Source organism: Thermomonas fusca, from assembly GCF_005862345.1.
Classification (GTDB): domain Bacteria; phylum Pseudomonadota; class Gammaproteobacteria; order Xanthomonadales; family Xanthomonadaceae; genus Thermomonas; species Thermomonas fusca.
Genome location: NZ_SROY01000001.1, coordinates 686,080 through 698,088, shown reverse-complemented (window position 1 = coordinate 698,088; position 12,009 = coordinate 686,080). Strand labels below are relative to the sequence as shown.

The 12,009-nt window shown below is 70.1% G+C and carries 12 protein-coding genes and 1 other RNA gene; 11 read left to right on the top strand and 2 right to left on the bottom strand.

Annotated elements, in window-relative coordinates; genetic code table 11:
- Nucleotides 1-12: 12 nt before the first annotated feature.
- From rdgB to pepQ, 5 genes are all read left to right on the top strand, one after another.
- Nucleotides 13-600, top strand: a complete 588-nt coding sequence (gene rdgB, locus E5S66_RS03210) for an RdgB/HAM1 family non-canonical purine NTP pyrophosphatase (RefSeq protein ID WP_138347429.1) — start codon at nt 13-15, stop codon at nt 598-600.
- The gene (gene hemW, locus E5S66_RS03205; RefSeq protein ID WP_138347427.1) at nt 600-1,751 is read left to right on the top strand and encodes a radical SAM family heme chaperone HemW; all 1,152 of its coding nucleotides are present in this window, start codon (nt 600-602) and stop codon (nt 1,749-1,751) included. Before rdgB ends, hemW begins: the two co-directional genes overlap by 1 nt.
- Before the next feature lie 118 nt (nt 1,752-1,869).
- On the top strand, nt 1,870-4,113 hold the full coding sequence (locus tag E5S66_RS03200; RefSeq protein ID WP_171033456.1) for a DUF1631 family protein: 2,244 nt from the start codon (nt 1,870-1,872) through the stop codon (nt 4,111-4,113).
- Nucleotides 4,103-4,447 carry a PilZ domain-containing protein gene (locus E5S66_RS03195; RefSeq protein WP_138347423.1) on the top strand — a complete coding sequence of 115 codons (345 nt, stop codon included), beginning with the start codon at nt 4,103-4,105 and terminating at the stop codon, nt 4,445-4,447. Before E5S66_RS03200 ends, E5S66_RS03195 begins: the two co-directional genes overlap by 11 nt.
- Before the next feature lie 62 nt (nt 4,448-4,509).
- A complete protein-coding gene (pepQ, locus tag E5S66_RS03190) occupies nt 4,510-5,829 on the top strand; it encodes a Xaa-Pro dipeptidase (RefSeq protein ID WP_138347421.1) in 1,320 nt (439 codons plus the stop codon).
- 35 nt (nt 5,830-5,864) lie between these two features.
- Here pepQ and E5S66_RS03185 read toward each other — a convergent pair whose 3' ends face one another.
- Together E5S66_RS03185 and E5S66_RS03180 are read right to left on the bottom strand one after the other, a co-directional pair.
- Nucleotides 5,865-7,187, bottom strand: coding sequence for an aminopeptidase P N-terminal domain-containing protein (locus E5S66_RS03185; protein WP_138347419.1), 1,323 nt, complete (start codon nt 7,185-7,187; stop codon nt 5,865-5,867).
- Nucleotides 7,188-7,193: 6 nt separating this feature from the next.
- Nucleotides 7,194-7,736, bottom strand: a complete 543-nt coding sequence (locus E5S66_RS03180) for a UPF0149 family protein (protein ID WP_051247127.1) — start codon at nt 7,734-7,736, stop codon at nt 7,194-7,196.
- A gap of 87 nt (nt 7,737-7,823) precedes the next feature.
- Here E5S66_RS03180 and E5S66_RS03175 point away from each other — a divergent pair, with 87 nt between their 5' ends.
- The 6 genes from E5S66_RS03175 (at nt 7,824) to E5S66_RS03150 (ending at nt 12,006) form a co-directional block, all read left to right on the top strand.
- Nucleotides 7,824-10,127: a putative bifunctional diguanylate cyclase/phosphodiesterase gene (locus tag E5S66_RS03175; RefSeq protein WP_138347417.1), complete on the top strand. Its 2,304-nt coding sequence runs from the start codon at nt 7,824-7,826 to the stop codon at nt 10,125-10,127.
- Between the two features lie 9 nt (nt 10,128-10,136).
- Nucleotides 10,137-10,358, top strand: a complete 222-nt coding sequence (locus E5S66_RS03170; protein WP_028839798.1) for a TIGR02449 family protein — start codon at nt 10,137-10,139, stop codon at nt 10,356-10,358.
- Nucleotides 10,355-10,651 carry a cell division protein ZapA gene (locus tag E5S66_RS03165; protein WP_138347415.1) on the top strand — a complete coding sequence of 99 codons (297 nt, stop codon included), beginning with the start codon at nt 10,355-10,357 and terminating at the stop codon, nt 10,649-10,651. The genes E5S66_RS03170 and E5S66_RS03165 overlap by 4 nt, the downstream gene beginning before the upstream one ends.
- 61 nt (nt 10,652-10,712) lie before the next feature.
- A non-coding RNA gene (gene ssrS, locus E5S66_RS03160) (6S RNA) lies at nt 10,713-10,896 on the top strand.
- 37 nt (nt 10,897-10,933) lie between these two features.
- A complete protein-coding gene (locus E5S66_RS03155; RefSeq protein ID WP_138347413.1) occupies nt 10,934-11,539 on the top strand; it encodes a 5-formyltetrahydrofolate cyclo-ligase in 606 nt (201 codons plus the stop codon).
- Complete coding sequence (locus E5S66_RS03150) at nt 11,536-12,006, top strand: EVE domain-containing protein (protein ID WP_138347411.1); 471 nt, start codon at nt 11,536-11,538, stop codon at nt 12,004-12,006. Before E5S66_RS03155 ends, E5S66_RS03150 begins: the two co-directional genes overlap by 4 nt.
- Nucleotides 12,007-12,009 lie beyond the last annotated feature (3 nt).

Below are 12,009 nucleotides of genomic sequence, written 5' to 3'. Positions count from 1 at the left end.
GCCGGTCGTCCGATGAAGCTTGTTCTCGCCAGCGGCAACGCCGGCAAGCTGGCCGAACTGCGCGAGCTGCTCGGTGAAGGTTTCGAGCTGCACGCGCAGTCCGAATTCGGTGTGGGCGACGCCGATGAAACCGGCCTGAGTTTCATCGAGAACGCCATTCTCAAGGCCCGCCACGCCGCTCGCGCCACCGGCTTGCCGGCGCTGGGCGACGACTCCGGGCTGTGCGTCGATGCGCTGCACGGCGCGCCCGGACTATATTCGGCGCGCTACGCCGGTCGCCACGGCGACAGCGAAGCGAACATCGACAAGCTGCTGCGCGAACTCGACAGCGTAGCCGGCGCTGATCGCGGCGCGCGCTTCGTCTGCGTGCTGGCGCTGGTGCGCCACGCCGACGACCCGATGCCGCTGGTCGCCGAAGGCAGCTGGGAAGGCCGCATCCTGCAGGCGCGCAGCGGCCGCGGCGGCTTTGGCTACGACCCGGTGTTCTTCTCGCCGGCGCACGGCTGCAGCGCGGCCGAGCTGCCGGCCGAGGTGAAGAACCGCGACAGCCATCGCGGCGTGGCGCTGGCGCAGCTGCGCACGAAGTTGCGACGCACCTGATGCTCACGCCCCCGCCTCTTGCTCTTTACGTGCACCTGCCCTGGTGCGTGCGCAAATGTCCGTACTGCGACTTCAATTCGCATGCGGCGAAAGGCGCGCTGCCGCTGGATGCCTACATCGACGCGCTGGTGGCCGATCTCGACTTCGACCTGCCGCTGGCCTGGGGCCGCATCGTCCACAGCGTGTTCTTCGGCGGCGGCACGCCCTCGCTGTTCCCGCCGGAGGCGATCGACCGCTTCCTGCAGCAGGCCAGCGCGCGGCTGCGCTTCGCGCCGGACGTGGAAATCACCCTCGAGACCAATCCGGGCACGGTGGAGCACGGCCCGTTCGCCGGCTACCGCGCCGCCGGGGTCAACCGCCTGAGCTTCGGCGTGCAGAGCTTCGACGACGGCTGCCTGCAGCGACTCGGCCGCATCCACAGCAGCGGCGACGCCGAGCGCGCGGTGAAGTCGGCGCAGGATGCGGGCTTCGACAACCTCAACCTCGACCTGATGTACGCGCTGCCGCAGCAGACGCTGGCGATGGCGCTGGACGACGTCGACCGCGCCGTCGCACTGGCGCCGGCCCATATCAGCCATTACCAGCTGACCCTGGAGCCGAACACCGTGTTCGCCGCGCGGGTGCCGGCCGGCATCCCCGACGAGGATTCCGCCTGGGACATGCAGGAGGCCTGCCAGGCGCGCCTGGCCGATGCCGGTTTCGCCCAGTACGAGATCAGCGCCTATGCGCGCGAAGGTCGCCAGTGCCGGCACAACCTCAACTACTGGCGCTTCGGCGACTACCTCGGCATCGGCGCCGGCGCCCACGGCAAGCTGACCCTCGGCGCCACCCAGCAGGTGCTGCGGCGCTGGAAGCTCAAGCATCCCACCGACTACCTGGCCAAGGCCGGCACTGCCGCGGCGATCGGTGGCGACGAATACCTGACCGCGCAGCGGCTGCCGTTCGACTTCATGCTCAACGCGCTGCGCCTGAACGAAGGCGTGCCGATGACGATGTTCGAAGCGCGCACGGGGCTGCCCGCCGCCGCCATCGCCGAGCGGGTGGCGCTGGCGCGCGCGCGCGGATGGCTGGAACCGGACGCCGACTGGCTGCGTCCGACCGAGCTGGGGCGGCGCTTCGCCAACGACGTGATCGGGCTGTTCCTGGACTGAACCGAGGCAAAACCTGCACGGCCGGCCGCGCGCGCTTTGGCCCGCGTGATTGAGGCGGCGACGGTTGCCGCATACCATGGCCCGATTGCCAAAGCGCCAAGGGGGGCGCCGACGCGCCGTGTCCTCGACCGCACCCACAAGCAATGCGCCGCCCTCGCTGGCCAGCGCCCGCCTGCCGCGACGTACCCGTCAGGCGCTGGAACACCTGCTGGCGGAGCTGCGCCCGGTGTTCGCCCAGCTGCTGCCGCGGGTCCTGCACGAAACCGAGCTTGCGCTGGCGCGCACCACCGCCGGCAGCGATCCCGCGCTGGAGCAGGCGAAGCTGGCTTCCATGCGCAGCCTCGGCGGCGGCGCTGCCTTCCTTGTCCGCGGCTTTCTTGCCAGCGTCGAGGCCTCGCTGGCCAGCCTGCAGGACGTGCGTCGCGACTACGGCGACGACAGCCACGACGCGGGTGCGCCGCCGATCCTGACCCTGAGCCTGCTGGAAGAGGACGGGATCAGCGACGAATTCGTGCTCGACACCATGGCCAGCCGGATCGAGGCGCGCAACAGCCTGGGGCTGCAGCTGCTGGGCCAACGCTTCGGCGTGCTGGCCGCCGCGCCGGCGTTCGACGGCGAAACCCTGCCGCTGGCACCGCGCGCCCTGTGCGCCGCACTGGCGCAGTCCGCCGATCAGCTCAAGCTCTCGCGCTACGCGCGCATGCAGTTGTTCCAGCAGTTCGAAAAAGCGTTGATGGATGCCTATCCGGACCTGCTTGATGGATTCAACCAGCGCCTGGTCGACGATGGCATCCTGCCGTTCCTGAGCTTCGTGCCGATGCGGGTGCGCGCCGGATCGACAAGCGCCGCCTACGATGCGGCCAGCGCCGAGGCCGGCCATGCAGCGCCCGGCGGCCCCCAGCCGGGTGGATGGTCCACGCCCGAGGACGCCGCACCGACTACCTTCGCCGCCGGCTTCGCCGCGCTGCAGTCGCTGCTGCAGCAGCGGCGTGGGCTGCTCAGCAAGCTGCGCCCCGGCAAGCGCGACGAGCGCACGCTGGACGCGTTGCCCAACGACGAACTGCTGGCCACCCTGCAGCGCATGCGCGCCAGCACCGAGAAGGCGGACACGCTGGCCGACTACCGCCGCATCCTGCTGGCGCAGGCACGGCAAGCGCATGGCCACGGCGTCGCGCTGTCCGATGTCGACAACGACGCCTTCGACCTGCTGGGCCTGTTCATGGGCCAGCTGCAGCGCGAGCTGCGCAAGACCAGCCCCGGCGAAGCGATGCTGAACCGGCTGCGGCTGCCGCTGACCCAGCTGGCACTGCGTGACCAGGGGTTCTTCACCGACGCCGCCCACCCCGCCCGCCAGCTGGTCGACGCCATTTCGCTGGCCGGCGCGCAGTGGCTGGCGGACGACGACCTCGACGCGCAGTGGCTGGGTCTGCTGCAGCGTGCGGCCTCGCATGTGCAGCAGGATGCCGGCGGCACCAGCGAAGCGTTCGCCGAGGCCAACCGCACCCTGCAATCGGGATTGCAGGCGCTGGATCGCAAGGCGGAGATGGCCGAACGCCGGCAGGTGGAAGCCGCGCGCGGGCGCGAGAAGCTGGAAGTGGCGCGACAGCGCGCCAACCAGGAAATCACCCGCCTGCTCGACGGCCGCAGCCTGCCGCGCTTCCACGCGACGCTGCTGGAAAAGACCTGGACCGACGTCCTGTCGCTGACCCACCTGCGCAGCGGCGAGCAATCGGATGCCTGGCGGCAGCTGCTCGATATCACCGCGCGCATCGTCGACGCCGGCGCCGGCGCCGGGGCGGCCGCGCCGCCCGGCGACACGACGTTCGTGGAGCAGATCCGCGCTGCCCTGGAACAGGTCGGCTACCACCCCGACGACGCCACCACGATCGCTACGCAGCTGGCCAACGGCCAGGGCAGCGACAACGACCAGGCCTCCCGCACCGAACTGCTGGTACAGCTGCGCGCGCGCGGTCGCCTGGGAGAGGACAGTGCCGGCGCGGACACCATTGCGCCCTCCACTCCGCGAACCCCGGAAGAGCAAGCCGCCTACGCGCGCCTGCGGTCGCTATCGCTGCCGGTGTGGGTGGAGATCGACGACGAAGGCCAGGACGGCCCGCAGCGGCGCCGGCTGGCCTGGATCAGCGAACACACCGACCAGGCGCTGCTGGTCAACCGGCGCGGGCTGCGGGCCGGCAATGACAACCTCGACAGCCTGGCCCGCAAGCTGGCGGCCGGCCGGCTGCGCCTGCTGGAACGGCATGCGGCGCCCGCCACCGCGGCCTGGGACGCCACCCTGAGCACCCTGCAGCGGATCGCGCCGGGCGCAGACGCGCTTAGCAAGGGAGCCGGCCATGAGCCATGATCCGCGCCGCCGCCAGCCACGCAGGGCGGTACCGGGCCGGGTGGAAGTCATCGACACCATCCTCGAAGAGCCGGTCGGCCACCTCGGCAATCTCTCGGTGGGCGGCATGCTGATGATGGCCAACCGCAGCCTGCCGGACGACGCGCTGTTCCAGCTCCGCTTCAACCTGCCCGACGGGGTCGGCGCGGCGCAACCCATCGAAGTCGGCGCGCATGTCCTCTGGCAGGACAAGGCCGGTGCGCCGGGGCAGTCGTGGATCGGCCTGCGTTTCCTCGGGCTGTCGCCGGACGCCACCGTCCGCCTGCGCGCATGGGCGGCGCAGGCGGAGGACTGAGCCTGCGAAGCGTGCGCGGATGCGCGACAATCGGGGCAACCCCCCACCGCCGCGCATCCGCCATGTCGAACGCACTCCTTTCGTCCCTGTATCCGCAGCACCTCGCCACCCTGCAGGCACGCGCCGCCGAGGCGCTGCGCCGGGGCGGCTTCGACCATCTGCTCATCCCCAGCGGCACGCTGCACTACCAGGCCTTCGACGACCGCGATTACCCCTATGCGGTGAACCCGCAGTTCAAGGCCTGGCTGCCGTTGACGCAGGCGCCGGGCAGCTGGCTGCTGATCACGCCGGGACAGCGGCCGAAGCTGGTGTTCCTGCAGCCGCACGATTATTGGCACGTGGTGCCGGAGATGCCCAGCGGCTATTGGGTGGAACACTTCGACATCGAGGTGATCCGCAACGCCGACGAAGTCACGCGATTGCTGCCGAGCGTGTTCCGCTGCGCGATCCTCGGCGAGGCGCAAAGCGCGCTGGGCAGCTACGTGCCGAACAACCCGGAACCGGTGCTGCAGTACCTGGAATACCACCGCGCGTTCAAGACGCCCTACGAGATCGAGATGATGCGCCGCGCCAGCCGGATAGGGGCCCGCGCGCACCGCGCCGCCGAACGCGCGTTCCGCGCCGGCAGCAGCGAATTCGGCATCCACCTTGCCTACTGCCAGATCGCCGGACAGGACGCCAACGACCTGCCCTACGGCAACATCGTCGCGCTCAATGAACATGGCGCGGTGCTGCACTACACGCATCGCGACCGCCTGCCGCCGACCCCGGTGCGCAGCTTCCTGATCGATGCCGGCGCCAGCTTCGGCGGCTACGCCAGCGACATCACCCGCACCTATTCCGCGGCCGACGACGAGTTCGCGGCGATGATCCGCGCCGTCGACGCCGCGCAGCTGGCGCTGTGCGACCAGGTTCGCGCCGGCACCAACTACGCGCGCATCCATCTCGATGCCCACCTGCGCCTGGCCGGCGTGCTGCGCGAGTTCGGCGTGCTCCGCACCACCCCGGAAGACGCCCTCGCCAGCGGCGTGAGCAGCGCGTTCTTCCCGCACGGCATCGGCCACGGCATCGGCCTGCAGGTGCACGACGTGGCCGGCTTCGCCGCCTCCGACGCCGGCGGCAGCATCGCCAAGCCGGAAGGCCATCCCTACCTGCGCCTGACCCGCACCCTGGAACCGGGCATGGTGGTGACCATCGAGCCCGGCATCTACTTCATCGACATGCTGCTGGACGAGCTGAAGCAGAAGGGCCTGGGCGATGCGGTGGACTGGCAGCGGGTGGAAATGTTCAAACCCTATGGCGGCATCCGCATCGAGGATGACGTGGTCTGCACCGACGGCGAGCCGATCAACCTGACCCGCGAGGCGTTTGCGCAAGGCTGAAGTTTCACCACGGACAGTTCGGCGCTGCCACGAAACTACTTCGCCATCAACGCTTCCACCTCGTCCGCGCTGCGCTCCAGCGCGCCGGTCAGCACGCGGTGGCCGTCGCGGGTGATCAGCACATCGTCCTCGATGCGGATGCCGATGCCGCGCCACTTCGGCGCCACGGCCGCATCGTCCGGCGGGATGTAGAGCCCCGGTTCGATGGTGAACACCATCCCCGGCTCCAGCAGCCGCGAGGCGCCATCCAGGCGGTATTCGCCGACATCGTGCACGTCCAGACCCAGCCAGTGCCCGGTCTTGTGGCGGTAAAAGCGCTTGTAGTCGCCGTTGGCCAGCACTGCCTCCAGGCTGCCCTGCAGCAATCCCAGCGACAGCAGACCTTCCGCCAGCGTTGCCACCGCGGCGTCGTGCCCCGCCTCGTAGGGCACGCCGGGGCGCGCCTGCGCCAGCGCCGCGGCCTGCGCGCGGCAGACCAGATCGTGCAGCGCGCGCTGCTGGCGGTTGAAGCGCCCGTCCACCGGGAAGCTGCGGGTGATGTCGGCCGCGTAGCCGCGGTATTCGGCGCCGGCATCCACCAGCACCAGCTCGCCGGCACGCGCCTTCGCAGTGTTGGCGCGGTAGTGCAGCACGCAACCGTTGGCACCGGCACCGACAATGCTGGCGTAGGCGGGCTGCGCGCCGTGCCGGCGGAACACGCACTCCAGCTCCGCCTGCAGTTCGTATTCGTGGATGCCGGCGCGGGCGGCGCGCATCGCCGCGCGGTGCGCTTCCACGCTGATGTCGGCGGCGCGCTGCATCAGCGCGATTTCGTCGGCGGACTTGAACAGCCGCATCTCGTCCAGCAGGTGGCCGAGCTCGAGGAATTCCTGCGGCGGCTGCGCGCCCTGCCGGGCCTGCGCGCGCACGCGGTTGATCCAGCCGATCAGCTTGAGGTCGAAGTCGGCATCGCGGCCAAGGTGGTAGTGCACGCGGCGTCGGCCTTCCAGCAGGCCCGGCAGGATCTCGTCGATGTCCGACACCGGATAGGCGTCGTCCATTCCCAGCACGTCCACCGCACCATCCGGGCCCAACCGCGGGCCGTCCCAGCCTTCGCGCTCGGGATCGCGCTCGCGGCAGAACAGGATCGCCTCGCCGTGTTTGCGGCCGGGCACCAGCACCAGCACCGCGTCAGGCTCGTCGCAGCCGGTCAGGTACCAGAAGTCGGAATCCTGCCGGTAGGGATAGTGGGTATCACGGCTGCGGATGCGCTCCGGCGCGGCCGGCAGCACCAGGATCGCGCCATCGCCGGCCGCCTGCATCAGCTGCCGGCGGCGGCGCGCCAGCGCCTTGCGCCAGTGGGCGGTCAGCGGCTGCATGGGTGGTCAGTGCAGGCGCTGGCGGTGCTGCATCCCCAGCGCGCAGTCCGCATGCAGCAGCAATACCGCCATGCGCAGGTATTCCTCGATCTCGGCCAGCGCCTCCTCGTCGCTGCCGTCGTCGGCCTCGTCGATCTGTGCAGCGCCGAGGTTGGCGAGGTCGCGCAGCGCTTCCTGCCCCTCTTCCGACATCGGCTTGCCGTCCAGGGCCAGCCCGAACCCGCCAAGGAAGGCGCGGCACCAGGCGAACAGCGCCGCGGCGCGGTCGATCGGCTTGCCGTCCTCGGGCAGCAGCAGCTGGAACCCGAATTCCGGATCACCCAGCTGCGCCGCGCTGGTGCCACGCAAGCGGTCCAGCGCATCGCCCGGCTGCGGCGCCGGCAGGGCCGGATCGGCCATCACCAGCGCGAGCCAGCCCGCGGCATCCGCGCCACCGGCCGACAGCCAGCCGCACAGGGCGCCGTGCAGTTCAGCCGGACTGCTGGCCAGCTCAAGGCGGTCGGCTGCGGCTGCCACTTCGGCCCAGACCGGCAACTCGGTTTCGCTCACGCGGGATTCTCGAATTCGGGGGATTCCGGCAGTTTAGCAACCGCACGCCGCTTGTTGCCGCTGCACGGGCATGCCTACACTTCGCCGATGGGGGACCGCGTCGTTTCGGCAAAATCAGGCCTTGTCCGCGGCGCGCTGCTGTTGCCGTTGCCTGCGGTCGCGGGCGGCGACCCGGGCTTGCCGGCGGGCGCGTCGTTGGCGTTGTTGCTGGCGCTGCTGGTGCTGCTGTTGGCATGGCTGGCGCTGGCCAGCCACCGCCGCCGCGAACGCGAACAGCGCGCCCACCAGCGCGAACAGGAGGAGCGCGCGCAGCAGTGGCGGCTGTCGCTGTGGGCCTCGAACGAGGTGTTCTGGCAGTACGACCTGCGCAGCCGCGAATTGGAGGTCACCCGCGTCACCCCGGACGGCGACCACCGCCTGGCCATGCAGGCCAGCATCGAGCGCAGCCCGAAATTTCACGACGACGACCGCAAGGGCGTGCTGCGCCAGCTGCGTGCCTACCTGCGCGGGGAAGCGCCGGTGTTCCTGTCGGAACACCGGATGCTGGGCGAGGACGGACGCTGGCAATGGATGCGAGTGCGCGGCCGCGCGGTCGCCCACGCCGCCGATGGCCGGGCCTCGCGCATCGCCGGCACCGCGCGCAATATCGATTCGCTGCGCGAGATGGAGAACCAGCGCCAGGTCGCCGCCGAGGTGATGCGCTGCATGGCCGAGTCGGTGGCGGTGCTGGATGCCGACTTCCGTTTCGTTGCGGTCAACCCCGCTTTCAGCCGCATGACCGGTTACGAGGAAGCGGAAGTGCTGGGCCGCGACACCAGCCTGCTCGACGGTGACCGCCACGAACCGGCGTTCTACCAGGACGCGCGTCGCACCATCCGCACGCAGGATGGCTGGAACGGCGAGATGTGGCAGCGGCGCAAGGACGGCAGCGATTTCCTGTGCGCGATGCAGTGCAGCCCGCTGCATGAGCCCATCACCCAGCGACAGCTGTACGTGCTGGTGGCGAGCGACATCAGCGAGCGCCGCCGGATCGAGCAGGAACTGCGCTACCTGGCCAACTACGACCCGCTGACCAACCTGCCCAATCGCATCCTGCTGGCCGAACGCCTGTCGCGCGCGATCGTGCAGGCGCGGCGCCAGGGCAATCGGCTGGCGCTGCTGTTCCTCGATCTGGACAACTTCAAGGACGTCAACGATTCGCTGGGCCATGCCACCGGCGACCGGGTGCTGCGCGCCGCCGCCCAGCGCCTGCAGGAAGTGGCGGGCGCGGAGCGCACCGTCGCCCGCATCAGCGGCGACGAATTCGCGGTGGTGCTGGAGAGCCTCGCCCATCCTTCCGAGGCCGACCACTGCGCGCAGCGCATCATCACCGCGTTCGACGCGCCGCTGCGGCTCGACGACCGCTACGAGTTCACCATCTCGCCGTCGATCGGGATCAGCCTGTTTCCCGACCACGCGCAGGTGCCCACCGACCTGCTGAAACACGCCGATACCGCCATGTACAAGGCCAAGGGCATCGGCAAGCGCGCGTTCCTGCGCTACGCGGACGCGATGGACGGCGACATCCGCCGCCGCGCCAACCTGATCGGCGCCTTGCGCAGGGCGATCGAACGCGGCGAATTGTCGCTGGTCTACCAGCCGGAGTTGCTGCTGGCCGATGGCCGCTTCGGCGCGGTCGAGGCGCTGCTGCGCTGGAACAGTCCCGAATACGGCAACGTCACGCCCGACGAGTTCATTCCGCTGGCGGAGGAGAGCGGCACCATCGTGCAGATCGGCGAATGGGTGCTGCACGAAGCCTGCCGCACGCTGGCGGCCTGGCAGCGTGCCGGGGTCGACCGGCGGCTGAAGGTATCGGTCAACGTTTCCGCGTTGCAGCTGTTGCGCAGCGACCTGCCGGGCGCGGTCGAAGCGGCCCTGCGCGACAGCGGCCTGGCCGCCTCCGCGCTGGAGCTGGAACTCACCGAAAGCGTGTTGATGGGCAATGCCGAGGTCGCCAGCGAGCGCCTGCACGCCTTCCGACGCCTCGGCGTGTCCATCGCGGTGGACGACTTCGGCACCGGCTACTCTTCGCTGGCCTACCTGCACCGCCTGCCGATCAACACCCTGAAGATCGACAAGGCGTTCATCGACGGACTGGCGACGCCCGACGACCACGAGGATGCCACCATCACCGCCACCATCATCGCGATGGCCCGCACGCTGGGCCTGCAGGTGGTGGCGGAAGGCGTGGAAACCGAAGGCCAGCTGGCGTTCCTGGAACAGAGCGCATGCGATATCGCGCAGGGCTACTGGATTTCCCGCCCGCTGCCCGAAGACGCCTGCCTGGACTTCCTGCTGCGCGCGCAGGCGCGCGCCGGCACGCGGCTTGACCCCGGCACGGCGCCTGCCTAAGGTGCGCGAATGAGCGAACGCGACCCGCAAGCCGAACTGCACAAACTGCTGGCGCGGATCGACCTGATCGGCGCCCGCATGCAGCGCCTGCAGGAGGAAAACCGCAGCCTGCGCCAGCAGGTGGAACAGATGGCGGGCGAACGCGCCCAGCTGCTGTCCAAGCAGGAGCAGGCGCGCAGCCGGGTGGAAGCGATGATCGGGCGGCTGAAGTCGCTGGAGCAGCACACATGAACGAGCCGGTCAGCGTCCGCATCCTCGACCGCGAATACACCGTCGGCGTCAGCGACGACGAACGCGCCGGGCTGGCCTCGGCCGCGCGCATGCTGGATGCGCGCATGCGCGAGCTGCGCGGCGGCAACCGGATGGTCGCGCCTGAACGGCTGGCGGTGCTGACCGCGCTGAACCTCGCCCACGAGCTGCAGCAGCACGCGAGCAAGGCCACGCCCGCCGCGTCCGGCGGCGATGCGCTGGGCCTGATCGACGAGGCCAACCGCAAGCTGGACGCGCTGCTGGCGCAAAACTGAACCAGCCGCGCCGCGCCGCCGCGAACCGCTTCATCGCCACGCCGAACCGCTATACTGGCCGCGTCCTCTGCTGTGAGCGACGGCGTGCGCAACATTCGCCTTGTCCCTTAATGACGACCACGGGGGCGCAACGGTAACCGGGAGTGCAAGTCCGCCCCGAGCGGGAAGCCCGATGGCCGCCGAGCGTTCCCACTTGAACCCCGGGTTCAAGGTCGTTTCGCATGCATCGCCACAGCGGAGACATTTTCCCCACGTCTCCCTTCCGCAGCCGGCCGTCCCCGCGTGAGCCCGCCCATCGACCGCGCCGCACTGCGCAAGACACTGCGCGAACGTCGCCGCAGCCTCTCCCCACAGCAGCGCATCGCCGCCGCGGAGTCACTGGCGGAGCGCGTACTCGGCCTGCCGTTCCTGCCCGCTGCCGGCTACCTCGCCGGCTATTGGGCGATGGATGGCGAGATCGGCCTGCACGCGCTGCAACTGCGCCTGCCGGCGTCGCTGATCTACTGCCTGCCGCTGCTGCACGAGGACGGCAGCCTGCGTTTCGCGCCCTGGCGCGCGGGCGATGCGCTGGTCACCAACCGCTACGGCATCCCCGAACCGGATGTCACCCCTGCCGGCGCGCTGCGCGCGCAGGACATGGCGGTGCTGGTCATGCCGCTGGTCGGTTTCGATGCCGACTGCCACCGGCTGGGCATGGGCGGCGGCTGGTACGACCGCAGCCTGGCCTTCCGCCACGACCGCCCTGCCCCGCCGTGGCTGGTTGGCGCGGCGTTCGCGGCACAGCGCGTGGACGCGCTGCCGCGCGAGGCCTGGGACGTGCGCCTGGATGCGGTCTGCTGCGAAGACGACACCCTGCTCGCCCACCCTGCCGGACAGGAGCCCGCATGAGCACGCGCAAGCGCTACTGGATGATGAAGTCGGAGCCCGATGCGTTCTCCATCGACGATCTCGAGCGGGTCGGCACCGAACCGTGGAACGGCGTGCGCAACTACCAGGCGCGCAACTTCATGCGTGACGGCATGCGGGTGGGTGACGGGGTGATGCTCTACCACAGCAACTGCAAGGTGCCGGGCATCGCCGGCCTCGCCACCGTCGCCAGCGCCGCCTATCCGGACAGCACCCAGTTCGATCCCAAGTCGCACTACCACGACCCCAAGGCCACCCCGGAAACGCCGCGCTGGTTCCTGGTCGATGTCGCCTTCGAGCGCAAGCTCAAGCGGCTGATCCCGCTGGAGGAAATCAAGCAGCACACCGACGAACTTGGCGAAGGCTTCGCGCTGACCGCCAAGGGCAGCCGGCTGTCGGTGTTCCCGGTGACCGCCGCGCAGTGGAAGCTGCTGCTTTCCCTCGAATAGCGC